The sequence below is a fragment of the Pseudomonas sp. Marseille-Q7302 genome (assembly GCF_965111925.1).
In genome coordinates, this window is the sequence record NZ_CBCOPK010000001.1 from 4,458,464 (window position 1) to 4,480,361 (window position 21,898).

The 21,898-nt window shown below is 61.2% G+C and carries 34 protein-coding genes; 3 read left to right on the top strand and 31 right to left on the bottom strand.

All coding sequences use genetic code 11. The features are described from left to right. Position 1: 1 nt before the first annotated feature. From ACWPW1_RS20770 to ACWPW1_RS20780, 3 genes are all read left to right on the top strand, one after another. Positions 2-1,255 (top strand): ABC transporter permease, encoded by a 1,254-nt coding sequence (locus ACWPW1_RS20770; protein WP_313649717.1) that lies wholly within the window; start codon positions 2-4, stop codon positions 1,253-1,255. A gap of 13 nt (positions 1,256-1,268) precedes the next feature. After that, a complete protein-coding gene (locus ACWPW1_RS20775; protein ID WP_271653255.1) occupies positions 1,269-1,763 on the top strand; it encodes a DUF3299 domain-containing protein in 495 nt (164 codons plus the stop codon). 97 nt (positions 1,764-1,860) lie between these two features. Next, on the top strand, positions 1,861-2,550 hold the full coding sequence (locus ACWPW1_RS20780) for an OmpW family outer membrane protein (protein WP_313649718.1): 690 nt from the start codon (positions 1,861-1,863) through the stop codon (positions 2,548-2,550). Between the two features lie 91 nt (positions 2,551-2,641). Here ACWPW1_RS20780 and ACWPW1_RS20785 read toward each other — a convergent pair whose 3' ends face one another. The 31 genes from ACWPW1_RS20785 to rplC all read right to left on the bottom strand — a co-directional run bounded on the left by ACWPW1_RS20785 (position 2,642) and on the right by rplC (position 21,819). After that, positions 2,642-3,571 (bottom strand): NAD-dependent epimerase/dehydratase family protein, encoded by a 930-nt coding sequence (locus ACWPW1_RS20785; RefSeq protein ID WP_454253888.1) that lies wholly within the window; start codon positions 3,569-3,571, stop codon positions 2,642-2,644. After that, the gene (locus tag ACWPW1_RS20790; protein WP_174523153.1) at positions 3,564-4,463 is read right to left on the bottom strand and encodes a sugar nucleotide-binding protein; all 900 of its coding nucleotides are present in this window, start codon (positions 4,461-4,463) and stop codon (positions 3,564-3,566) included. The genes ACWPW1_RS20785 and ACWPW1_RS20790 overlap by 8 nt, the downstream gene beginning before the upstream one ends. Before the next feature lie 87 nt (positions 4,464-4,550). Continuing rightward, on the bottom strand, positions 4,551-6,755 hold the full coding sequence (yccS, locus tag ACWPW1_RS20795) for a YccS family putative transporter (protein ID WP_174523154.1): 2,205 nt from the start codon (positions 6,753-6,755) through the stop codon (positions 4,551-4,553). Between the two features lie 145 nt (positions 6,756-6,900). Then, positions 6,901-8,358, bottom strand: a complete 1,458-nt coding sequence (locus tag ACWPW1_RS20800) for a catalase (RefSeq protein ID WP_454253889.1) — start codon at positions 8,356-8,358, stop codon at positions 6,901-6,903. 196 nt (positions 8,359-8,554) lie between these two features. Then, positions 8,555-8,944 (bottom strand): 50S ribosomal protein L17, encoded by a 390-nt coding sequence (gene rplQ, locus ACWPW1_RS20805; protein WP_007161227.1) that lies wholly within the window; start codon positions 8,942-8,944, stop codon positions 8,555-8,557. Positions 8,945-8,988: 44 nt separating this feature from the next. After that, positions 8,989-9,990, bottom strand: coding sequence for a DNA-directed RNA polymerase subunit alpha (locus tag ACWPW1_RS20810; protein ID WP_059316454.1), 1,002 nt, complete (start codon positions 9,988-9,990; stop codon positions 8,989-8,991). A 22-nt stretch (positions 9,991-10,012) separates the two neighbouring features. Then, positions 10,013-10,633: a 30S ribosomal protein S4 gene (gene rpsD, locus ACWPW1_RS20815; protein ID WP_059316455.1), complete on the bottom strand. Its 621-nt coding sequence runs from the start codon at positions 10,631-10,633 to the stop codon at positions 10,013-10,015. Positions 10,634-10,649: 16 nt separating this feature from the next. After that, on the bottom strand, positions 10,650-11,039 hold the full coding sequence (gene rpsK / locus ACWPW1_RS20820; protein WP_003281811.1) for a 30S ribosomal protein S11: 390 nt from the start codon (positions 11,037-11,039) through the stop codon (positions 10,650-10,652). Positions 11,040-11,069: 30 nt separating this feature from the next. Continuing rightward, positions 11,070-11,426, bottom strand: a complete 357-nt coding sequence (gene rpsM / locus ACWPW1_RS20825) for a 30S ribosomal protein S13 (RefSeq protein ID WP_059316456.1) — start codon at positions 11,424-11,426, stop codon at positions 11,070-11,072. A 130-nt stretch (positions 11,427-11,556) separates the two neighbouring features. Then, a complete protein-coding gene (gene rpmJ / locus ACWPW1_RS20830; protein WP_002555468.1) occupies positions 11,557-11,673 on the bottom strand; it encodes a 50S ribosomal protein L36 in 117 nt (38 codons plus the stop codon). 30 nt (positions 11,674-11,703) lie between these two features. After that, complete coding sequence (secY, locus tag ACWPW1_RS20835) at positions 11,704-13,035, bottom strand: preprotein translocase subunit SecY (RefSeq protein WP_027599183.1); 1,332 nt, start codon at positions 13,033-13,035, stop codon at positions 11,704-11,706. Next, positions 13,036-13,470 (bottom strand): 50S ribosomal protein L15, encoded by a 435-nt coding sequence (gene rplO, locus ACWPW1_RS20840; RefSeq protein ID WP_007161232.1) that lies wholly within the window; start codon positions 13,468-13,470, stop codon positions 13,036-13,038. It lies immediately after the preceding gene. A gap of 3 nt (positions 13,471-13,473) precedes the next feature. Continuing rightward, entirely contained in the window at positions 13,474-13,656 is a 183-nt protein-coding gene (gene rpmD, locus ACWPW1_RS20845; RefSeq protein ID WP_059316457.1) for a 50S ribosomal protein L30, read from the bottom strand. 2 nt (positions 13,657-13,658) lie between these two features. Next, a complete protein-coding gene (gene rpsE / locus ACWPW1_RS20850) occupies positions 13,659-14,159 on the bottom strand; it encodes a 30S ribosomal protein S5 (RefSeq protein ID WP_059316458.1) in 501 nt (166 codons plus the stop codon). Positions 14,160-14,162: 3 nt separating this feature from the next. Then, positions 14,163-14,513 carry a 50S ribosomal protein L18 gene (gene rplR, locus ACWPW1_RS20855; protein ID WP_059316459.1) on the bottom strand — a complete coding sequence of 117 codons (351 nt, stop codon included), beginning with the start codon at positions 14,511-14,513 and terminating at the stop codon, positions 14,163-14,165. A gap of 10 nt (positions 14,514-14,523) precedes the next feature. Continuing rightward, the gene (gene rplF / locus ACWPW1_RS20860; protein WP_017640286.1) at positions 14,524-15,057 is read right to left on the bottom strand and encodes a 50S ribosomal protein L6; all 534 of its coding nucleotides are present in this window, start codon (positions 15,055-15,057) and stop codon (positions 14,524-14,526) included. A gap of 11 nt (positions 15,058-15,068) precedes the next feature. After that, positions 15,069-15,461, bottom strand: a complete 393-nt coding sequence (gene rpsH / locus ACWPW1_RS20865; protein WP_017640285.1) for a 30S ribosomal protein S8 — start codon at positions 15,459-15,461, stop codon at positions 15,069-15,071. A gap of 162 nt (positions 15,462-15,623) precedes the next feature. Next, entirely contained in the window at positions 15,624-15,929 is a 306-nt protein-coding gene (gene rpsN / locus ACWPW1_RS20870; protein WP_017640284.1) for a 30S ribosomal protein S14, read from the bottom strand. 13 nt (positions 15,930-15,942) lie between these two features. After that, positions 15,943-16,482 (bottom strand): 50S ribosomal protein L5, encoded by a 540-nt coding sequence (gene rplE, locus ACWPW1_RS20875; RefSeq protein ID WP_007161239.1) that lies wholly within the window; start codon positions 16,480-16,482, stop codon positions 15,943-15,945. A 19-nt stretch (positions 16,483-16,501) separates the two neighbouring features. Beyond that, positions 16,502-16,816 (bottom strand): 50S ribosomal protein L24, encoded by a 315-nt coding sequence (gene rplX, locus ACWPW1_RS20880; protein WP_059316460.1) that lies wholly within the window; start codon positions 16,814-16,816, stop codon positions 16,502-16,504. Positions 16,817-16,828: 12 nt separating this feature from the next. Continuing rightward, positions 16,829-17,197 carry a 50S ribosomal protein L14 gene (gene rplN, locus ACWPW1_RS20885; RefSeq protein ID WP_007161241.1) on the bottom strand — a complete coding sequence of 123 codons (369 nt, stop codon included), beginning with the start codon at positions 17,195-17,197 and terminating at the stop codon, positions 16,829-16,831. Between the two features lie 12 nt (positions 17,198-17,209). Then, positions 17,210-17,476 (bottom strand): 30S ribosomal protein S17, encoded by a 267-nt coding sequence (gene rpsQ, locus ACWPW1_RS20890; protein ID WP_007161242.1) that lies wholly within the window; start codon positions 17,474-17,476, stop codon positions 17,210-17,212. Between the two features lie 2 nt (positions 17,477-17,478). Continuing rightward, on the bottom strand, positions 17,479-17,670 hold the full coding sequence (gene rpmC / locus ACWPW1_RS20895) for a 50S ribosomal protein L29 (RefSeq protein ID WP_454253890.1): 192 nt from the start codon (positions 17,668-17,670) through the stop codon (positions 17,479-17,481). Beyond that, entirely contained in the window at positions 17,670-18,083 is a 414-nt protein-coding gene (rplP, locus tag ACWPW1_RS20900; protein ID WP_017640282.1) for a 50S ribosomal protein L16, read from the bottom strand. The genes rpmC and rplP overlap by 1 nt, the downstream gene beginning before the upstream one ends. 12 nt (positions 18,084-18,095) lie before the next feature. Beyond that, on the bottom strand, positions 18,096-18,785 hold the full coding sequence (gene rpsC / locus ACWPW1_RS20905) for a 30S ribosomal protein S3 (RefSeq protein WP_059316461.1): 690 nt from the start codon (positions 18,783-18,785) through the stop codon (positions 18,096-18,098). A gap of 13 nt (positions 18,786-18,798) precedes the next feature. Continuing rightward, complete coding sequence (gene rplV / locus ACWPW1_RS20910; RefSeq protein ID WP_007161246.1) at positions 18,799-19,131, bottom strand: 50S ribosomal protein L22; 333 nt, start codon at positions 19,129-19,131, stop codon at positions 18,799-18,801. A 12-nt stretch (positions 19,132-19,143) separates the two neighbouring features. Further along, complete coding sequence (gene rpsS, locus ACWPW1_RS20915) at positions 19,144-19,419, bottom strand: 30S ribosomal protein S19 (RefSeq protein WP_010796754.1); 276 nt, start codon at positions 19,417-19,419, stop codon at positions 19,144-19,146. 18 nt (positions 19,420-19,437) lie between these two features. After that, the gene (gene rplB, locus ACWPW1_RS20920; RefSeq protein WP_059316462.1) at positions 19,438-20,259 is read right to left on the bottom strand and encodes a 50S ribosomal protein L2; all 822 of its coding nucleotides are present in this window, start codon (positions 20,257-20,259) and stop codon (positions 19,438-19,440) included. 12 nt (positions 20,260-20,271) lie between these two features. Beyond that, the gene (rplW, locus tag ACWPW1_RS20925; protein ID WP_007161249.1) at positions 20,272-20,571 is read right to left on the bottom strand and encodes a 50S ribosomal protein L23; all 300 of its coding nucleotides are present in this window, start codon (positions 20,569-20,571) and stop codon (positions 20,272-20,274) included. Then, positions 20,568-21,170 (bottom strand): 50S ribosomal protein L4, encoded by a 603-nt coding sequence (gene rplD, locus ACWPW1_RS20930; RefSeq protein WP_007161250.1) that lies wholly within the window; start codon positions 21,168-21,170, stop codon positions 20,568-20,570. Before rplD ends, rplW begins: the two co-directional genes overlap by 4 nt. Before the next feature lie 13 nt (positions 21,171-21,183). Further along, a complete protein-coding gene (rplC, locus tag ACWPW1_RS20935) occupies positions 21,184-21,819 on the bottom strand; it encodes a 50S ribosomal protein L3 (protein WP_007161251.1) in 636 nt (211 codons plus the stop codon). Between the last annotated feature and the right edge of the window lie 79 nt (positions 21,820-21,898).

The following is a 21,898-nucleotide window of genomic DNA, read 5'->3' on the forward strand; positions in this document are numbered from 1 at the left end:
GATGCCCCTCCTTCAGCTGGCCTGGGCCAGCCTGCGCAATCGTCGCGCTACCGCCCTGCTCACCATCTTCACCATCGCCGTCTCGGTGGCCCTGCTACTAGGCGTCGAACGGCTGCGCACCGAGGCCAAGGCCAGCTTCGCCAGTACCATCGCCGGCACCGACCTGGTGGTGGGCGCCCGCTCCGGCGCGGTCAACCTGCTGCTCTATTCGGTGTTCCGCATTGGCAATGCCACCAACAACATCCGCTGGGAAAGCTACGAAAAGCTCGCCGCCGATCCTCGCGTCGCCTGGACCATCCCGCTGTCGCTCGGCGATTCCCACCGCGGCTACCGGGTGCTGGGCACCGACGGCAACTACTTCACTCACTATCACTATGGGCGCAACCAGCCCCTGCGCCTGGTCCAGGGCCGGCCCTTCAACGACGTCTTCGAGGTCGTGTTGGGCGCCGAGGTGGCCAAGGCGCTGCACTACCGGCTGGGCGACAAGATCGTGCTGGCCCATGGCGTCGCCACCATCAGCCTGACCGAGCACAGCGACCATCCCTTCACCGTGGTCGGCATCCTCGCGCCCACCGGCACCCCGGTCGATCGCACCCTGCACATTCCGCTGAGCGGCATGACCGCCCTGCACCTGGACTGGCGCGGCGGCATGCCCGGCCCCTCGCTCAGCGATGCCGAGGTGCGCCAGCGCGACCTCACCCCGCAGGATCTCACGGCCGCTCTGGTCGGCCTCAAGAGTCGGGTAGCCACCTTCGCGGTGCAGCGTGCGGTCAACAGCTATACCGGCGAGCCCTTGCTGGCGATCCTGCCCGGCGTGGCCCTGCAGGAACTCTGGGGTCTGCTCGGCACCGCAGAACAGGCGCTGCTGGTGATGTCGCTGTGCGTGGTGCTCACTGGTCTGGTGGGCATGCTTACCGCCCTGCTCGCCAGCCTCAACGAACGGCGGCGGGAGATGGCCATCCTGCGTTCGGTGGGCGCCCAGCCGCGGCATCTGTTCGGCTTGCTGCTGGCCGAAGCACTGGCCCTCACCCTGGCCGGCTGCCTGGGCGGCCTGGCCCTGCTCTATGGCGCCATCGCCCTGGGCCGCCCCTGGCTGCTGGCGGAATACGGTCTGGCATTGCCGCTGGACTGGCCCTCGCTCTACGATGGGCAACTGCTCGGCGGCATCCTGCTCGCCGCCCTGGTGCTCGGCTGCATTCCGGCCTGGCGCGGCTGCCGCCAGGCCCTCACGGACGGGTTGTCCGTGCGACTATGAACGAGGCCCCACCATGCGCCTGGCGCTCCTGCTGTTGCTCTGCTGGCTGCCCTGGGCCCAGGCCGAACCCCGTCAACTCGCCTGGCGCGAGCTGGTACCGGCCGATGCGCCGCGCTTCAACCCGGGCAGCATCGACCACGGTCTCGGCGAAGACGGCCCGGCCGCCAGCCAGCCCTGGCCGGACGCTCCGACGGTAGCGGCGCTGGATGGCCAGGACGTGCGCCTGCCCGGATACGTGGTCCCCCTGATGGTTACCGACGAGGGCGAGGTCACCGAGTTCCTCCTGGTCCCCTACTACGGCGCCTGCATCCACGTGCCACCGCCACCCGGCAATCAGATCGTCTACGTCAAGGGCAGCCACGACCTCTGGCTGTCCAAGCTGCACCTGCCCTATTGGGTGGAAGGCCGCCTGGGCGTGGGCAGCCAGCGCAGCGAGGTGGCCGTCGCCGGCTACTGGCTGCAGGCGCAGCGCATCCTTCCCTACATCCTCAAGGGCGACGGCTCCTGAGGGGATATGCCCGACCCTTGAGCGAGATCAAGAGTCTGACATTTAAGCTTCGCTAGGCTGCTCCCAGCCCTTTTTCAATGCTTCCGGAGCCCTAGCCATGCGTCCTCTCTTCCGCCTCAGCCTGCTCGCCCTCGCCTTGGCCGCCCCCCTCGCCCAGGCCCACCAGGCCGGCGACATCATCCTGCGTGCCGGTGCCATCACCGTCGATCCCCACGAGCGCAGCTCCGACGTCAAGATCGATCGAGGCGCCCTGAGCGGCGCCAACCTCGGCGGCAAGGCGACCATGGACAGCGACACCCAGCTGGGGCTGAACGTCGCCTACATGCTGACCGACCACCTGGGCTTAGAACTGCTGGCGGCCACGCCCTTCGAGCATGAGGTCAACATCAAGGGCACCGGGCTGGACGCCGCCAATGGCAAGCTGGGCACTCTCAAGCACCTGCCGCCGACCCTGAGCCTGGTCTACTACCCCCTGGACGCCAAGGCGACGTTCCAGCCCTATGTCGGCGCCGGCCTCAACTACACCTGGATCTATGACGAGCACGTCGGCAGCGGCGCCAGCGCGGCCGGTTTCGACAACTTCCGTGCCGACAATTCCTGGGGCTGGTCCGCCCAGGTCGGCGCTGATCTCATGCTCACCGACCGGGTCATGCTCAATGCCCAGGTCCGCTACATCGACATCTCGACCACCGCCCACGTCGATAACACCGCCCTCGGCGCTCGGGCCAAGGTCGATCTGGACGTGGATCCCTGGGTGTACATGGTCGGCCTGGGCTATCGCTTCTAACCTACTGCCCGCCACTAGCACCGTAGGTTGGCGCTGAGGCAGCTCCAGCGTCGAAGCCCAACAGGCTAGGGGTTGCCCCTGGCCTCCCCGATTAGTCTCGTAGCAGCGCCGCCAGCCCCGTGCCCATGGCCGTGGGCTGGCTGAAGTCGAAGCGCTCGCGCAGACGACGGTTGTCCGCCTTCGAATGGCGGATGTCCCCCGCCCGCGCCGCACCATGGGTCACCTGCGGCAGGCCACCGAGCACCTGGCCGATCTCGGCCAGGAGGCCGTTCAGGCTGATGGTCTCGCCGCGCCCTACGTTCACCGCCCCAGCTGTCACCTCGGGAGCTTCCAGCGCCTGCACCAGGATACCCACCAGGTCGGCCACATAGACGAAATCGCGGGTCTGCTCGCCGTCACCAAAGACCGTGATCGGCGTCTGGCGGCGGGCGCGCTCGGTAAAGATGCTGATCACCCCCGAATAGGGCGAGGACGGATCCTGGCGCGGGCCATAGATATTGAAGAAGCGAAAGATCGCCGGCTCCAGGCCGTGCTCGCGGCGATAGAAGTCGAAGTAGTACTCGCCAGCCAGCTTATCCGCTGCATAGGGCGTCAACGGCGCCTTGGGCAGCTCCTCGTCGATGGCCTGGCCCTGGCCGTTGGCGCCGTAGACCGCCGCGCTGGAGGCATAGACCACCCGCTTGATCCCGGCCTTGCGCATGGCCTCGCACAGATTCAGGGTACCGATGAAATTGGCCCTGTGGGTGCCCACCGGGTCTTCCACCGAGGCCTGCACCGAGGCCACCGCGGCCAGGTGTACCACCGCTGCGCAGCCAGTTACCGCGGCTTCCAGCGTCGCGGTATCGGCCACGTCGCCCACCCGCAGCTCGATACCTTCATTGTCCAGCGGCAGATTCTCGCGCTTGCCGGTACTCAGGTCGTCCAGTATCCGTACCCGTTTGCCCCGCGCCAGCAGCGCATCGGCCAGGTGGGAGCCGATGAAACCGGCACCGCCAGTGATCAGAATGGGCGCATCACTCATCGAAACCTACCTCGTCCTGCCGAAAGCCCTGCAACAGCGCCGGCAGCTCCTGCTGCCAGCGCCGCGCCTTGATTCCAAAGGTGTTGAGCAGCTTGCGACTGATCAGCACCCCCTGTTGTGGCTCTTCCGCGGCATCCGCACGCTCCAGGTGCGTCACCTCCTGCCATTCGCAGCGCACCGGCCGGTCGAATTCCTGCCAGAGCTGAGCGACGGTTTCGCCCAGGCCCAGCTCCGACACCGCTTCCTGGGCACCGTAGTGATAGGTCCCCCAGAGCGGCGCGCCGCAGTCGAGCTGCTTGACCACGGCCAGCAGCACTCGGGCAACATCACCCACCGTGGTCGGATTGCCGCGCCGATCACCCGCCAGGGGAACGACCTGCTCGGTACCCAGTTGCTGTAGCAGACGTCCCAGGCGACCGTCGCAGGAATCGTCCAGCACCCAGCCCAGGCGCAGCAGGATATGCATCGGGCACAGAGCCCTGACCAGCTGCTCGACCCGCCAGAGCGCTTCGCCCCGCGCCCCGGGAGGCCGCGGAAGATCCTTTTCACTATAGCCGGCCACGCGCGAGCCATCGAACAGCTGATAACCGGAGGGTTGGATCAAGGGAATCTGGTAGTGCTGACAGAGGCCGGCCAGGCGTTGGACGGCGAGCGCCTGACGCTGCATCAACGCCGGATCGAAATCCGCCGCCTGCAGCCAGTCGCGATAATAGGCGAGATTGATCACCGCCCCCGGACGTACCCGGTCGAGCACCTCGGTCAGCCCGGCGGCGTACCAGCCCTCCGCCGGGGTCTCGGGGGCAACGAATTCGATGCCCGCTTCGGCACCGGCGGCGAGTAGCGCCTTGCCCAGGGCGCTCTCCCCGCCCACTACTAGAAGACGCATACGCATGACTTGGAACAGCCTTCAGACCAGCATAAACAGGCGTCGAAAAAGTCGACGGACATCAATCAACATAGCGCGTCGCGCCAACCTTGCTCAAGCATCGGCGGTAACGGCTGCCGGTTGTTCGCGGCTTTGCTCACGCAGCGTATGGTTGGCGGCGCTCTTGAGATTGGGCAGCAGCCGACAGATCAGCGCCAGCTGGGTGCACACCAGCCGGTAGCCATCGTCGTTGTCGTCGGCCGCGGCTTCCAGCTCGTCGGCGAGGCTGCTTTCCTCCTCGGCGGTAGGCGGCAGACTGCGTCGCTCCGCCACCGCTGCGGCGATGGCCTCCATGCCCTCGGCGATGCGCGTCACGGCGCGCTCCACCAGAGCATCGTGCTCGGCCGCCTCCAGCTGGCGGCGATGCGCGCCCAACGCCGACAGATAGCCCAGCAGCGTGTTGGACAGTGCCAGGTAGCGAAAGCCCGCCTCCAGGTTGCGGCGGAAGTGCCCGGGATCGCGCAGCATGTTGGCCAGCGCGGCCGACAGTGTCGCATCGGCGTTATGGGCATTGCGCCGCGCCACACGGTAGTCGAGATCGTCCCGCTTGCCGGTCCGGTACTGCTCGTGCAACCGGCGCAGATAGAGCGCATTGGTGCGCAGGGTATTGGCCATCACCTGATGCAGGCGCCGCCCCTGCCAGTCCGGCAGGACGAAGAACACCGCCAGCACCGCGATCAGGCAGCCCAGCAGGGTATCCAGCAGCCGCGGCCAGATCAGCATGAAGCCATTGCCCACCTGGTTGAAGCAGAACAGCACCATCAAGGTGATGGCCGCGGTAGCGATGGTGTAGCGATCCGTGCGGGTGATAAAGAACACCAGCCCGGCGACCAGCGCCAGCAGCAGCTGGACTTCCGGCTGAGCGAACAGCTCCAGCAAGGCACTACCCAGCAGCAAGCCGATCACCGTGCCCACGATCCGCTGCACCAGGCGCACCCGGGTCGCCCCGTATTGCGGTCGGCAGACGAATACCGTGGTCAATAGGATCCAGTAGCCGTTCACCGGGTGGATCAGGTGCAGCACGCCATAGCCGGCCATCAACGCCAGGGCCATGCGCAGGCCATGGCGGAACAGCAACGAGGTTGGGGTCAGCTGCAGGCGGATGCGCCGAAACACCTCGGGCAGGGAGCGCGCAGCGGGATCCAACAGGCTGGTGTCCAGATCCGCCGCGCCCGAATCACTGTTGCCCGCTTCGGAGAACTGCCGTTCCAGGGTCGAAAGGTTATGGCCGAGCAGATCCAGGGAGCGCAACAGACCCCGCCAGCGCGGATTCTGCTGCTGCTTGAGATACTCCAGCGATGCCTGCAGATCGGTCAGACCCTGTTGGCTCTGCTGACCGTATTCGAAGGGCTGGCCGAGCCGGATCGCCTCGCCCATGTTGAGACAGGCGCTGGCCTGCAGCTTGAGCAGGCGCTGGCAGCGAAACAGGATGTCGCTATGGAAGAAGGCCTCGGTCAGGGCGCTGTAGGGATAGTGGGAGGAGCTGGCACGCTCATGGATGTCCTGCGCCATGAAATAGAGGCGGAAGTAACGTCCGGAGCGCGCCCCAGGCCGCCCCGAGCGGCCGAAGCGATTGAGGATGGTCGCCTTGGCCTGGTTCAGCGCCTGCACCACCTTGCCGTTCTGCTGCGCCAGGAGCACGCGTCGCCGGTGCAGGTCCACCCCGCGCACTGGCTCGAGCATCTCGGCCTTGAGCCTGAGCAGGGTCCCTAGCTCGCCATAGAGGGCGGATAGATTCTGGCGTACCGGTTGGTGGGCGAAGAGCGCGCACCAGAGCACCGAGAGCAGGCCATACCACAGGGCGCCGGCCAGCAGGTGCGCCGGCTCGTACCACAGCGGTACCTGGGCGCCGAGGCGCTGATCCACGCCGATCATGGCATAGATGGACAGGATCACCGTCGCCTGAGCCACCGAGGCATAACGCTCGCCGATGGCACCCAGCATCGTCAGGCTGAAGGTGGCCAGGCCCAGGCCCGCCACGAAAATCCAGGGATAGGGAAACAGCAGCTCAACGGCGAAGGCAGCGACCGCGAAGCACAGCAGCGTCACCACCAACGACTTGAGACGACCTAGCCAGCTGTCGTCGGTTTCCGCCAGGGCACTGGCGATAATGCCGAGGAACACCGGCGATAGCGCCCGCAAATCGCCGAGCGACCAACAGACGGCCATGGCGCCGCTCAGGGCGACAAAGACGCGAACGCCATAGCTGGCCTTTTCGTGCGCCCATAGCTGGCGCAAAGACACTCCAAACACAGTCATGACGGGAGAGCGAGCCTCGTGTTTTCGCGCTTGATGCGAACCTTAGCACTGCGACGTCGCAAGCGGCGTCCGAGACAGCCTTTCCCGCATTTTTTTCACGGACAAAAAAAGCCCGGCATGCGCCGGGCTTTTCCTTTCCTCTGTGTCAGGCCACTTCGCTGGGATCTATTCCCAGGCCCTTGGCGATACCCATCCCATAGGCGGGGTCGGCCTTGAGGAAGTGACCGATCTGCCGCAGCTGGACATCACGGGTCACCGAACCCATGGCCCCGACGATGTTGCCGATCAGTAGCGCCTGCTGGTCCGCATTCATCAGGCGGAACAGCGCACCGGCCTGGCTGTAGTAGTCCTCGTCCACCCGGTGATCGTAGCGATCGGCGGGACCTGCAAAGTTCAGCGCGGGCTCTCGATACTGCGGCGCCTGCTTGGGCGTGTGGCCATAGCTGTTCGGCTCGTAGTTCGGCTGCGAACCACCATTGCCATCGAAGCGCATGGCACCATCCCGCTGGTTGTTGGCATAGGGGCAACGGGGAGCGTTGACTGGCAGTTGCTGGTAGTTGGTCCCCACCCGATACCGCTGGGCATCGGCGTAGGCGAATACCCGGCCCTGCAGCATGCGATCGGGCGACAGGCCTATGCCCGGCACCACGTTGCTCGGTGCAAAGGAGGCCTGCTCCACTTCGGCAAAGTAGTTCTGCGGATTGCGGTTGAGTTCCAGCACGCCCACTTCCTGCAACGGGTACTCCTGCTGCGACCAGACCTTGGTCACATCGAAGGGATTCTCGGCACGACCGGCTGCCTCCTGTTCGCTCATCACCTGGATGCACATCTTCCAGCGCGGGAATTCACCGCGCTCGATGGCCTGGAACAGGTCGCGCTGGCTGTAGTCCGGATCTGTACCTGCCAGGCGCGCCGCTTCGGCAGGCGCCAGGTTCTTGATCCCCTGCTGACTCTTGAAGTGAAACTTCACGAAGTGCCGCTCGCCCTGGGCGTTGATCAGGCTGAAGGTGTGGCTACCGAAGCCATGCATGAAGCGATAGCCATCCGGAATGCCGCGATCGGAAAAAAGGATGGTCACCTGATGCAGCGACTCCGGCGACAGCGACCAGAAGTCCCACATCATCTGAGGGCTCTTCAGGTTGCTCCAGGGATCGCGTTTCTGGGTATGGATGAAGTCGGGAAACTTGAGGGGATCACGGATGAAGAACACCGGGGTGTTGTTGCCGACGATGTCCCAGTTACCTTCCTCGGTATAGAACTTCAGGGCAAAGCCACGCGGATCGCGCTCGGTATCCGCCGAGCCGCGCTCGCCACCCACGGTGGAAAAACGCAGGATGGTCTCGGTCTGCTTGCCAACGGTGGCGAACAACTTGGCGCTGGTCAGGTGGGTGATGTCCTGGGTGACGGTAAAGGTGCCATAGGCAGCAGACCCCTTGGCGTGCACCCGACGCTCGGGAATGACTTCCCGATTAAAATGCGCCAGCTTCTCGACCAGATGGAAGTCGTCGAGCATCAGCGGGCCACGGGGACCGGCGGTACGGGAATTCTGATTATCGGCCACCGGGATGCCGCTGGCGGTGGTGAGGATCTTGGTGTCAGTCACAGGTTTTCTCCCTCTGGATCGCGTTGGCTGATCGCTTGGGAGAAGTATCGCCATGGCAATACTTTAGGACTAATTTATTGATCCTAGCACCCTGATAGAGAAAACCAGGAGAACCCATATTGCCCGCATTGCTCTAGCCGAATGCCGGACATGAAAAAGCCGGGCAAGAGCCCGGCTTTTCCTGGAAGGCAGCTACTTATTCAGCAGCTTGTTCCACAGTACCACCAACAGGGCGGTCGATCAGCTCGACGTACGCCATGGGCGCGTTGTCGCCAGCGCGGAAGCCGCACTTCAGGATGCGCAGGTAGCCACCCGGACGGTTGGCGTAGCGCTTGCCCAGGTCGTTGAACAGCTTGCCAACGGCAGCTTTCGAACGGGTACGGTCGAAAGCCAGGCGACGATTGGCGACGCTGTCTTCCTTGGCCAGGGTGATCAGCGGCTCGGCAACGCGGCGCAGTTCCTTGGCTTTCGGCAGGGTAGTTTTGATCAGCTCGTGCTCGAACAGCGACACAGCCATGTTCTGAAACATGGCCTTGCGGTGTGCGCTCGTGCGGCTCAGATGACGACCACTTTTACGATGACGCATGATTGAAATTCCTTCCCAAACTATCGTTCGGTGAACAATGACGATCAGGCAGTAGCCTTGTCGTCCTTCTTAAGGCTTGCAGGGGGCCAGTTGTCCAGGCGCATACCGAGCGACAGACCACGGGAGGCCAGGACGTCCTTGATTTCGGTCAGGGACTTCTTGCCCAGGTTCGGGGTCTTGAGCAGCTCCACTTCGGTACGCTGAATCAGGTCACCGATGTAGTAGATGTTCTCCGCCTTGAGGCAGTTAGCCGAACGAACGGTCAGTTCCAGATCGTCTACCGGACGCAGCAGGATCGGATCGATCTCGTCTTCCTGCTCGACCACGACCGGCTCGCTGTCGCCCTTGAGGTCGACAAACGCTGCCAGCTGCTGCTGCAGGATGGTGGCGGCACGGCGGATGGCTTCTTCCGGATCCAGGGTACCGTTGGTTTCCAGGTCAAGCACGAGCTTGTCCAGGTTGGTACGCTGTTCGACCCGGGCGTTTTCCACCACATAGGCCACGCGACGAACCGGGCTGAACGTAGCATCGAGCTGGAGACGACCGATTGCGCGGGTTTCGTCTTCTTCGCTCTGACGCGCATCGGCGGGCTCATAGCCACGACCGCGCGCGATTTTCAGCTTCATGTTCAGCGAACCGTTGTCCGCCAGGTGGGCGATGACGTGCTCACCGTTGACGATCTCGACGTCGTGATCGACCTGAATGTCGGAGGCCAGAACTGGCCCCTGACCTTTCTTGCTCAGACTCAGAGTGACTTCGTCACGGCCGTGCAACTTGATGGCCAGACCCTTGAGGTTGAGCAGGATCTCGATCACGTCTTCCTGCACGCCTTCGATGGCGCTGTACTCGTGCAGAACACCGTCGATCTCTGCTTCGACTACCGCGCAGCCAGGCATGGAGGACAACAGGATACGCCGCAGCGCGTTGCCCAAGGTATGGCCGAAACCACGCTCGAGAGGCTCGAGGGTGATCTTGGCACGGGTCTGACTAACCGCCTGCACATCAATATGGCGGGGGGTCAGGAACTCATTTACCGAACTCTGCATGGATGCACCTACTTTCTAGCCCTTACTTGGAGTAGAGCTCGACAATCAGGTTTTCGTTGATGTCGGCGGAGAGATCACCACGGGCCGGCACGTTTTTGAAGGTGCCTTCCTTTTTCTCGGTGCTCACTTCGACCCACTCAACCCGGCCACGCTGGCCGCACAGCTCGAGAGCTTGAGCGATACGCAGCTGGTTTTTGGCCTTTTCACGGACCGCGACGACGTCGCCGACCTTGACCTGATAGGAGGGAATGTTAACGGTCTGACCGTTGACGGTGATCGACTTGTGGGAGACCAGCTGGCGCGATTCAGCGCGAGTGGCACCAAAGCCCATGCGATACACCACGTTGTCCAGACGGCATTCGAGCAGCTGCAGCAGGTTCTCACCGGTAGCACCCTTGCGACGGGCAGCTTCCTGGTAGTAACCGGCGAACTGACGCTCGAGCACGCCATACATACGGCGAACTTTCTGCTTTTCACGCAGCTGCAGACCGTAATCGGACAGACGACCGCGACGCTGACCATGCTGGCCAGGAACGGTTTCCAGCTTGCACTTCGAGTCGAGGGCACGAGCGCCGCTCTTCAGGAAGAGGTCAGTGCCTTCGCGGCGGGACAGTTTGCACTTGGGACCAATGTAACGAGCCATTTCTCACTGTCTCCTATTACACGCGACGCTTCTTCGGCGGACGGCACCCGTTATGCGGGATAGGCGTCACGTCGGTGATGCTGGCGATCTTGTAACCACAGGCATTCAGGGCGCGAACAGCGGACTCACGGCCGGGGCCGGGACCTTTGACGTTCACGTCCAGATTCTTCAGACCATATTCCAGAGCGGCTTGGCCGGCACGTTCGGCAGCGATCTGCGCAGCGAACGGGGTGCTCTTACGGGAGCCACGGAAGCCGGAGCCACCGGAGGTCGCCCAGGACAACGCATTGCCCTGACGATCGGTGATGGTCACGATGGTGTTGTTGAAAGACGCGTGGATATGGGCGATGCCATCAACCACTGTCTTTTTGACTTTCTTACGAGGACGAGCAGCAGGTTTTGCCATGACTAGATTCCTGTCGATTCGCGGATGCGATTACTTGCGGATCGGCTTGCGCGGGCCCTTACGGGTACGGGCATTGGTCTTGGTACGCTGACCACGGACCGGCAGACCACGGCGGTGACGCAGACCGCGGTAGCAACCCAGATCCATCAGGCGCTTGATGTTCATGTTGATTTCGCGGCGCAGGTCACCCTCGGTGAGGATTTTGGCGACCTCGTTACGCAGCTGATCGACCTGCTCGTCGCTCAGTTCTTTGATCTTGACGGTCGGCTCGATGCCGGTGGCCGCGCAGATCTTCTGAGAGGTGGTGCGACCGACACCATAGATGTAGGTCAGCGAGATAACAGTATGTTTGTTATCTGGAATGTTGACGCCTGCAATACGGGCCATTCAGAAAAACTCCAATTGACAGCTACCGACGCCCCGGAAGCCAAGAAAAGGGCGCGCGATATTAACGCTGTAGGAACAAATGATCAACCCGGCAGCACACTAGCTGCCGGGTTAGACGCGTGGTTCACACTCAGCCTTGGCGCTGCTTGTGACGCGGTTCAGCGCTGCAGATCACGCGTACGACGCCTTCGCGACGAATGATCTTGCAGTTACGGCACAGCTTCTTGACCGATGCACGAACTTTCATGACAACTCCTCTAACCTTACGGGTAACGGATCAGCGCATCATGCCGCTGCCGTATCCCTTCAGGTTGGCTTTCTTCATCAGGGACTCGTATTGATGAGATACAAGATGGGATTGGACCTGAGACATGAAGTCCATGACCACTACCACCACGATCAGCAACGAGGTCCCGCCGAGATAGAACGGCACGTTCGCCGCGACCACCAGGAACTGGGGCAACAAGCACACCGCCGTCATGTACAGGGCACCGAACATGGTCAGACGGGTCAGCACGCCATCGATATAGCGTGCGGACTGCTCACCAGGACGGATACCCGGAATGAACGCGCCGGATTTCTTCAGGTTCTCAGCCACGTCTTTTGGGTTGAACATCAGCGCCGTATAGAAGAAGCAGAAGAAAATGATCCCTGCACTAAACAGCAAGATGTTCAGCGGCTGACCGGGAGCGATGGCCTGAGCCACGTCCTGCAACCAGCCGAGCCCTTCGGACTGACCGAACCACGAACCGAGCGACGCCGGGAACAGCAGGATGCTACTGGCGAAGATCGCCGGAATGACACCAGCCATGTTCACCTTGAGCGGCAGATGGCTGTTCTGCGCAGCGAAGACCTTGCGGCCCTGCTGACGCTTGGCGTAGTGCACGGCGATACGACGCTGCCCACGCTCGATGAACACCACGAAGGCAATGATGGCGACCGCCACCACACCGACCATGATCAGTGCGAAGATGTTGATATCGCCCTGCCGTGCCGACTCGAAGGACTGACCGATGGCGCGAGGCAAGCCCGCGACGATGCCGGCGAAGATCAGCATCGAGATGCCATTGCCGATACCGCGCTCGGTGATCTGCTCACCCAGCCACATCATGAACAGAGCGCCGGCGACAAAGGTGGTGACAGCAACGAAATAGAAGCTGAAGCCCACGCTGAACGCAACGCCCTGACTGGCGAGTCCTACCGACATCCCGGTGGCCTGAACGAGCGCCAGAACCAGCGTGCCGTAACGGGTGTACTGGCTGATCTTGCGACGACCAGACTCACCCTCTTTCTTCAATTGCTCCAGCTGTGGGCTGATCGCGGTAAGCAGCTGCATGATGATCGATGCCGAGATGTACGGCATGATCCCCAGTGCAAAGATGCTCATCCGCTCCAGCGCACCACCGGAGAACATGTTGAAGAGGCTAAGAATGGTCCCCTCGTTCTGCCTGAACAGTGCGGCCAGCTGATCGGGATTGATACCCGGAACAGGGATGTGCGCACCGATCCTGTAGACGATGATCGCCAGGAACAGGAATCGGAGGCGGGTCCACAGCTCGGACATACCACCGGTCTTGCTGAGCGCAGAGAGAGCACCTTGCTTAGCCATTTATTCCTCGATCTTGCCGCCAGCTGCTTCGATGGCTGCACGTGCGCCCTTGGTGGCACCAATGCCCTTCAGGGTGACGGCACGAGTGACGTCGCCGGACAGCACAACCTTGACACGCTTGATGTCGCGGCTGATCACGTTGGCGTCTTTCAGCGCCTGCAGATCGACCACATCGACATCGACCTTGGCCAGCTCGGAGGTACGAACCTCGGCGCGGTCCAGGGCTTTCAGCGATACGAAGCCGAACTTCGGCAGACGACGGTGCAGCGGCTGCTGGCCACCCTCGAAACCGGGGGCAACCTTGCCACCGGAGCGGGAGGTCAGACCCTTGTGGCCGCGGCCACCGGTCTTGCCCAGGCCGCTACCGATACCACGACCGGGACGCAGCTTCTCGCGGCGAGCGCCGGGGGCGGAACGCAGATCGTTCAATTTCATGACTTAACCCTCCACACGCAGAAGGTAGTAGGCCTTGTTAATCATGCCGCGATTCTCAGGGGTGTCCTGAACTTCGACGGTATGATTGATGCGACGCAGGCCGAGACCCTTGACGCAAGCCTTGTGATTGGCCAGACGGCCATGGACGCTCTTGATCAGCGTGACCTTTACGGTTGCATTAGCCATGATCAGAGGATCTCCTCGACGCTCTTGCCACGCTTGGCAGCAACAGCTTCCGGCGCCTGCATGTGCTTGAGACCTTCAAAGGTCGCATACACCACGTTTACCGGGTTGGTGGAGCCGTAGCACTTGGCCAGGACGTTCTGCACACCGGCCACTTCCAGCACGGCGCGCATGGCACCGCCAGCGATGATGCCGGTACCGTCGGAAGCGGGCTGCATGTACACCTTGGAGGCGCCATGGGCAGCCTTGACCGGGTACTGCAGAGTAGTGCCGTTCAGATCCACCTGGATCATGTTGCGGCGAGCAGCTTCCATAGCCTTCTGGATAGCGGCAGGCACTTCACGCGCCTTGCCACGGCCGAAGCCAACGCGGCCTTTGCCATCGCCAACCACGGTCAGAGCGGTGAAGGCGAAGATACGGCCGCCTTTCACGGTTTTGGCTACGCGGTTAACTTGAACCAGCTTCTCGATGTAGCCTTCGTCGCGCTTTTGATCGTTATTTGACATGACTTAGAACTCCAGCCCGCCTTCACGAGCAGCGTCGGCCAGCGCCTTGACGCGACCATGGTACTTGAAGCCAGAACGGTCAAAGGCCACCTGGGTAACGCCAGCGGCCTTGGCACGCTCGGCGACCAGCAGACCAACTTTCTTGGCCGCCTCGACGTTGCTGGTAGCGCTCTCGCGCAGTTCTTTGTCCAGCGTAGAAGCACTGGCCAGGACCTTGCCGCCGTCGGCCGCGATGACCTGGGCATAGATGTGCTGGGAAGAGCGGTACACGCACAGACGGACCACTTCCAGTTCGCGCATCTTCAGGCGAGCCTTGCGAGCGCGACGCAGTCGGGTTTCTTTCTTGACGGTCATTTGCTATGCCCTACTTTTTCTTGGCTTCTTTACGGTGGACGACTTCGTCGGCATACCGTACACCCTTGCCCTTGTAAGGCTCTGGCGGACGGAAACCACGAATCTCAGCCGCGACCTGGCCGACCAGCTGCTTGTCGATACCCTTGATCAGGATTTCGGTCTGGTTGGGGGTTTCTGCGGTGATGCCTTGCGGCAGGTCGTAGTCCACGGGGTGAGAGAAGCCCAGAGCGAGGTTCAGCACCTGACCTTTGGCCTGGGCCTTGTAGCCCACACCGACCAGTTGCAGCTTGCGCTCGAAGCCCTGGCTGACGCCGACCACCATGTTGTTGACCAGGGCACGGGTAGTGCCGGCCATCGCACGGGTCTGCTGATCACCATTGCGAGCAGCGAAACGCAGCTCACCGGACTCTTGGGTGACTTCAACGGACGGATGGACCTTCAGTTCCAGAGCGCCCTTGGCACCCTTGATCGAAAGAGCCTGACCGGCCAGATTAACTTCGACGCCTGCAGGCAGTCTTACAGGGTTTTTAGCAACGCGAGACATGCTGATTCCCCTTAGAAGACTGTGCAGAGCACTTCGCCGCCAACACCAGCAGCACGGGCTGCGCGATCAGTCATCACACCTTTGTTGGTGGAAACGATCGACACGCCCAGACCACCACGCACTTTCGGCAGCTGGTCAACGGCTTTGTACTGGCGCAGACCGGGACGGCTGCTACGCTTCAGCTCTTCGATGACAGGCTTGCCTTCGAAGTACTTCAGCTCGATGGACAGCGACGGCTTGGATTCCGCGCTGACCTGAAAATCCGCGATGTAACCTTCGTCCTTGAGGACTTTGGCAACGGCAGCCTTCAGCTTGGAAGAAGGCATGCTCACAACGGCCTTTTCAGCCATCTGGGCATTACGGATACGAGTTAGCATGTCTGCTAACGGGTCCTGCATACTCATGGGCTATTAGCTCCTAATACAGAAATTGAGCCTACCGGCTCTCAAAATCGCCCCTCGGCAATAGGCCGATTCGGGCGAGCCGAGCATTCTAGAGATCAGCCTGAAACGAATCAAGCCCCAAAAGGGGCTTGATTCATTTACCGCGATGAAAGGCGCTAGCTGTTACCAGCTGGCCTTCACCAGGCCGGGCACGTCACCGCGCATGGCTGCTTCACGCAGCTTGATGCGGGACAGACCGAACTTGCGGTACACGCCATGCGGACGACCGGTCAGGCGGCAGCGGTTACGCATGCGGCTAGCGCTGGCGTCACGGGGCTGCTTCTGCAGGGCGACCTGGGCATTCCAACGATCCTCGGGGGAGGCGTTGACATTACCGATGGTCGCCTTCAGCTCGGCGCGCTTCTTGGCGTACTTGGCAACCGTCTGCTGACGCTTCAGCTCGCGGTTAATCATGCTTTGCTTAGCCATCTGAAGACCTCAATCAGTTACGGAACGGGAAGTTGAACGCGCGCAGCAGCGCACGGCCTTCCTCGTCGGTACGAGCGGTGGTGGTCAGGGTGATGTCCATACCACGCAGCGCATCGATCTTGTCGTAATCGATTTCCGGGAAGATGATCTGCTCTTTCACGCCCATGCTGTAGTTGCCACGACCATCAAAGGACTTGGCATTCAGGCCGCGGAAGTCACGCACGCGCGGCAGGGAGATGGACAGCAGACGATCCAGGAATTCGTACATGCGATCGCTACGCAGGGTCACCTTGACGCCGATCGGCCAGCCTTCGCGAATCTTGAAGCCAGCAATGGAGTTGCGGGCATAAGTCACGACCGGCTTTTGACCAGCGATCTTTTCCAGGTCAGCTACAGCGTTGTCGATGATCTTCTTGTCACCGACCGCTTCGCCCAGACCCATGTTCAAGGTGATCTTGGTGATACGCGGAACTTCCATCACGTTACCCAGCTGAAGCTGCTCTTTCAGCTTGGGCGCGATTTCCTTCCGATAAATCTCTTTCAATCGAGCCATGGTGATCTACCTAGCAGCTTCAGGCCTGGACCGCTTTTTGGGTCGACTTGAAGATACGAATCTTCTTGCCGTCTTCGACTTTGAAACCAACGCGGTCAGCCTTGTTGGTCTCGGAGTTGAAAATGGCAACGTTGGAGACATGCAGAGGAGCTTCTTTCTCTACGATGCCACCCTGAACGCCCAGCATGGGGTTGGGCTTGGTGTGGCGCTTGACCAGGTTGACCCCACCAACGACCAGACGGTCATCGGCGAGCACCTTCAGCACCTTGCCACGTTTGCCCTTGTCCTTGCCGGCAATGACGATTACCTCGTCTTCACGACGAATCTTTTGCATGTCGGCTACTCCTTACAGCACTTCGGGGGCAAGGGAGACGATCTTCATGAACTTCTCGGAGCGAAGTTCACGGGTCACCGGCCCAAAGATACGGGTGCCAATCGGCTCTTGCTTGTTGTTCAGCAGAACCGCGGCGTTGCCGTCGAAGCGGATGATGGAACCGTCGGTGCGACGGACGCCGTGCTTGGTACGCACGACGACAGCAGTCATCACCTGACCTTTCTTCACCTTGCCGCGCGGAATTGCTTCCTTGACGGTGACTTTGATGATGTCGCCGATGCCGGCGTAACGGCGGTGGGAACCGCCGAGCACCTTGATGCACATCACGCGACGAGCGCCGCTGTTGTCGGCGACGTCAAGCATGGATTGAGTCTGGATCATGGCTCTCTACCCTTATACCTGAACGGCGCGCTCGACGACGTCAACCAGGGTCCACGCCTTGGTCTTGGCCAGCGGGCGGGTTTCGCGAATGGTGACCAGGTCACCAATGCGGCACTGATTGGTTTCGTCGTGAGCGTGCAGCTTGGTGGAACGCTTCACGTATTTGCCGTAGATCGGGTGCTTGACGCGACGCTCGATCAGTACGGTGACGGTTTTGTCCATCTTGTCGCTGACCACTCGGCCGGTCAGCGTACGGACAGTTTTTTCAGCTTCAGCCATGATCACTTACCTGCCTGCTGGTTCAGCACAGTCTTGACGCGAGCGATGTCGCGCTTCACTTGCGAGAGCATGTGAGACTGACCCAACTGGCCAGTTGCCTTCTGCATACGCAGATTGAACTGTTCACGCAGCAGGTTGAGAAGCTGCTCGTTCAGCTCCTCTACGGATTTCTCACGCAAATCTTTCGCTTTCATCACATCACCGTCCGCTTAACAAAGGAGGTTTCGAGCGGAAGCTTGGCAGCGGCCAGGGCGAACGCCTGACGAGCCAGATCCTCGGAAACACCCTCGATCTCGTACAGGACCTTGCCCGGCTGGATCTGGGCTACCCAGTACTCGACACTACCCTTACCTTTACCCATCCGCACTTCGAGAGGCTTCTTGGTGACAGGCTTGTCAGGGAAGACGCGGATCCAGATCTTGCCGCCACGCTTCACGTGACGGGTCAGCGCACGACGTGCGGATTCGATCTGGCGAGCGGTCAGACGGCCACGGCCGACAGCCTTCAGCGCGTACTCGCCGAAGCTGACCTTGCTACCACGATGAGCCAGACCACGGTTGTGGCCGGTCATCTGCTTACGGAATTTTGTACGCTTGGGTTGCAGCATGTTGCGTACTCCTTACTTAGCAGCAGCTTTTTTGCGCGGAGCCGGGGCGATGGGCTTGAGCTCTTCCTGGCGGCCACCAATGACCTCACCCTTGAAGATCCAGACCTTCACACCGATCACACCGTAGGTGGTGTGAGCTTCCGCAGTGGCGTAGTCGATATCGGCACGCAGGGTGTGCAGGGGCACACGACCTTCGCGATACCACTCGGTACGGGCGATTTCAGCACCGCCCAAACGACCGCTCACCTGAATCTTGATGCCTTTGGCACCAATGCGGATCGCGTTCTGTACGGCGCGCTTCATGGCGCGACGGAACATCACACGACGCTCAAGCTGCTGCGCAACACTCTGCGCAACCAGGGCACCGTCGAGCTCCGGCTTGCGGATCTCTTCGATGTTGATGTGCACAGGCACACCCATTCTTGCGGTCAGGTCCTGACGCAGCTTCTCAACATCCTCACCCTTCTTGCCGATCACGATACCGGGACGGGCGGTGTGGATGGTGATGCGTGCGGTTTGAGCCGGACGATGAATATCGATACGGCTTACGGACGCGCTTTTTAGTTTGTCCTGGAGGTACTCACGAACCTTCAGGTCGGCCAGCAGATAATCCGCATAAGTGCGCTTATCCGCGTACCAGACCGAAGTGTGCTCCTTGACGATACCCAGGCGAATGCCATTGGGATGTACTTTCTGACCCATCTGATCGACTCCGTTACTTGTCCGCAACCTTGACCGTGATATGGCAAGACCGCTTCACGATGCGATCAGCACGACCTTTGGCACGCGGCATGATGCGCTTGAGCGAACGACCTTCGTTTACGAAGACAGTGGAAACCTTCAGGTCATCCACGTCGGCGCCTTCATTGTGCTCTGCGTTGGCCACGGCCGACTCGAGCACTTTCTTCATGATCTCAGCGGCTTTCTTGCTGCTGAAAGTCAACAGGTTGAGCGCTTCGCCCACCTTCTTCCCGCGGATCTGGTCGGCGACCAAGCGGGCTTTCTGGGCGGAGATACGAGCGCCCGACAGCTTAGCGGCTACTTCCATCTTCCTTACCCCTTAACGCTTGGCTTTCTTGTCAGCCGCATGACCGCGATAGGTGCGGGTAGCAGCGAACTCGCCGAGTTTGTGGCCTACCATGTCTTCGTTCACCAGAACGGGGACATGTTGACGACCGTTGTGCACAGCAATGGTCAGACCGACCATTTGCGGCAGGATCATCGAACGACGCGACCAAGTCTTGATCGGCTTGCGGTCGTTCTTTTCCACCGCGACTTCGATCTTCTTCAACAGGTGAAGATCGATAAAAGGACCTTTCTTCAGAGAACGGGGCACAGTCGAATCCTCTACTGATTACTTGCCGCGACGGACAATCATCTTGTCGGTACGCTTGTTGGAGCGCGTCTTGAGACCCTTGGTCTTGACGCCCCATGGCGAAACCGGATGACGGCCACCGGAAGTACGACCCTCACCACCACCATGCGGGTGATCAACCGGGTTCATGGCAACACCACGAACGGTCGGACGAACACCGCGCCAGCGGGTGGCACCGGCCTTACCCAGCGAACGCAGGCTATGCTCACCATTGGACACTTCGCCCAGGGTGGCACGGCACTCCGACAGCACCTTGCGCATTTCACCGCTGCGCAGACGCACGGTGACGTAGGCGCCTTCGCGGGCAACCAGCTGAGCGGAGGTACCAGCGGAACGAGCGATCTGAGCGCCTTTACCGGGCTTCAGCTCGATACCGTGAACGGTGCTACCGACCGGCACGTTACGCAGCGGCAGGTTGTTGCCAGCCTTGATGGGCGCGCCAGCGCCGGACATGAGCTGATCACCAGCAGCAACGCCCTTGGGGGCGATGATGTAGCGACGCTCGCCGTCGGCGTACTTCAGCAGAGCGATGTGAGCAGTACGGTTCGGATCGTATTCGATACGCTCAACGACGGCAGGGATGCCATCCTTGTTGCGACGGAAATCGACCAGACGGTAGTGCTGCTTGTGACCACCGCCAATGTGGCGAGTGGTGATACGACCATTGTTGTTACGGCCGCCGGACTTGCTCTTCTTCTCCAGCAAAGGAGCGTAAGGCGCGCCTTTGTGCAGATCAGAGTTGACCACCTTGACCACAAAGCGGCGGCCAGCGGAGGTCGGCTTGCATTTTACGATTGCCATGATGCCCCCTGATTACTCGGCGCTGCTGGAAAAGTCGAGATCCTGGCCCGGCTGGAGCGCGATGTACGCTTTTTTCCAGTCGTTACGCTTGCCCAGACCACGAGCGGTGCGCTTGGTCTTGCCCTGAACGTTCAGGGTGCTGACGCTGCGAACCTTGACCTCGAACAGCTGCTCGACGGCCTTCTTGATTTCCAGCTTGGTTGCATCGGTGGCAACCTTGAATACGAACTGCTTCTGGCTGTCCGCCAGCATGGTGGCCTTCTCGGAGATGTGCGGGCCAAGCAGCACTTTGAATACGCGTTCCTGGTTCATGCCAGCAGCTCCTCGAATTTCTTCACGGCGGACACAGTGACCAGCACCTTGTCGTAGGCGATCAGGCTGACCGGGTCGGAACCCTGGACATCACGCACGTCGACGAAAGGCAGATTGCGGGCGGCCAGATACAGGTTCTGGTCGACAGCATCGGTCACGATCAGCACGTCGCTCAGGCCCAGGCCGTCCAGCTTGCTGACCAGGGTCTTGGTCTTGGGCGCGTCGACGGCAAAGTCGTCAACCACGACCAGACGATCCAGACGGACCAGCTCGGCGAGGATGGAGCGCAGGGCAGCGCGGTACATCTTCTTGTTCAGCTTCTGGCTGTGGTCCTGGGGCTTGGCTGCGAAAGCCACGCCACCGGAGCGCCAGATGGGGCTGCGGATGGTACCGGCACGGGCACGACCGCTGCCCTTCTGACGCCAGGGCTTCTTGCCGCCACCACTGACTTCGGAACGGGTCTTCTGGGCACGGGTGCCCTGACGACCGCCAGCCATGTAGGCCACGACTGCCTGGTGAACCAGGGTCTCGTTGAATTCACCGCCGAAGGTGTGCTCGGAGACTTCGATAGCTTGAGAGCCATTCACATTGAGTTGCATGTTCTCTCTCCTCTCAACCACGGGCCTTGACGGCGGGACGTACGATCACGTCACCACCCGGCGCGCCGGGGACGGCACCCTTGACCAGCAGCAGGTTGCGCTCGGCGTCTACACGCACGACTTCCAGCGACTGAACGGTTACACGCTCCGCACCCAGGTGACCGGACATTTTCTTGCCCTTGAACACTCGACCAGGAGTCTGGCACTGGCCGATGGAACCAGGTGCACGGTGGGAAACGGAGTTACCGTGGGTGTTGTCCTGACCACGGAAGTTCCAGCGCTTGATGGTACCGGCGTAGCCCTTACCTTTGGACTGACCAGTGACATCAACCATCTGACCGGCTTCGAACAGGGCTACGGTGACTTCGTCACCAGCCTTGTACTCACCGTCTTCCAGGCGGAATTCGAGGACGCTACGACCAGCAGCAACGCTGGCCTTGGCGAAGTGACCGGCTTGCGCCTTGGTCACGCGGGAAGCACGACGCTCGCCCACGGTCACCTGAATGGCACGGTAGCCATCGGTTTCTTCGCTTTTGAATTGGGTTACACGATTCGGCTCGATCTCAATGACCGTAACCGGAACGGAAACGCCTTCTTCGGTGAAAACGCGGGTCATACCGCATTTACGACCGACTAAACCAATCGTCATGTTGAGAACCTCTTGAGTGTACGGGGCTTTCACCCGCTATGGCCGCCCATTTCAGAGCGTTACACGACTGAAACCTTGA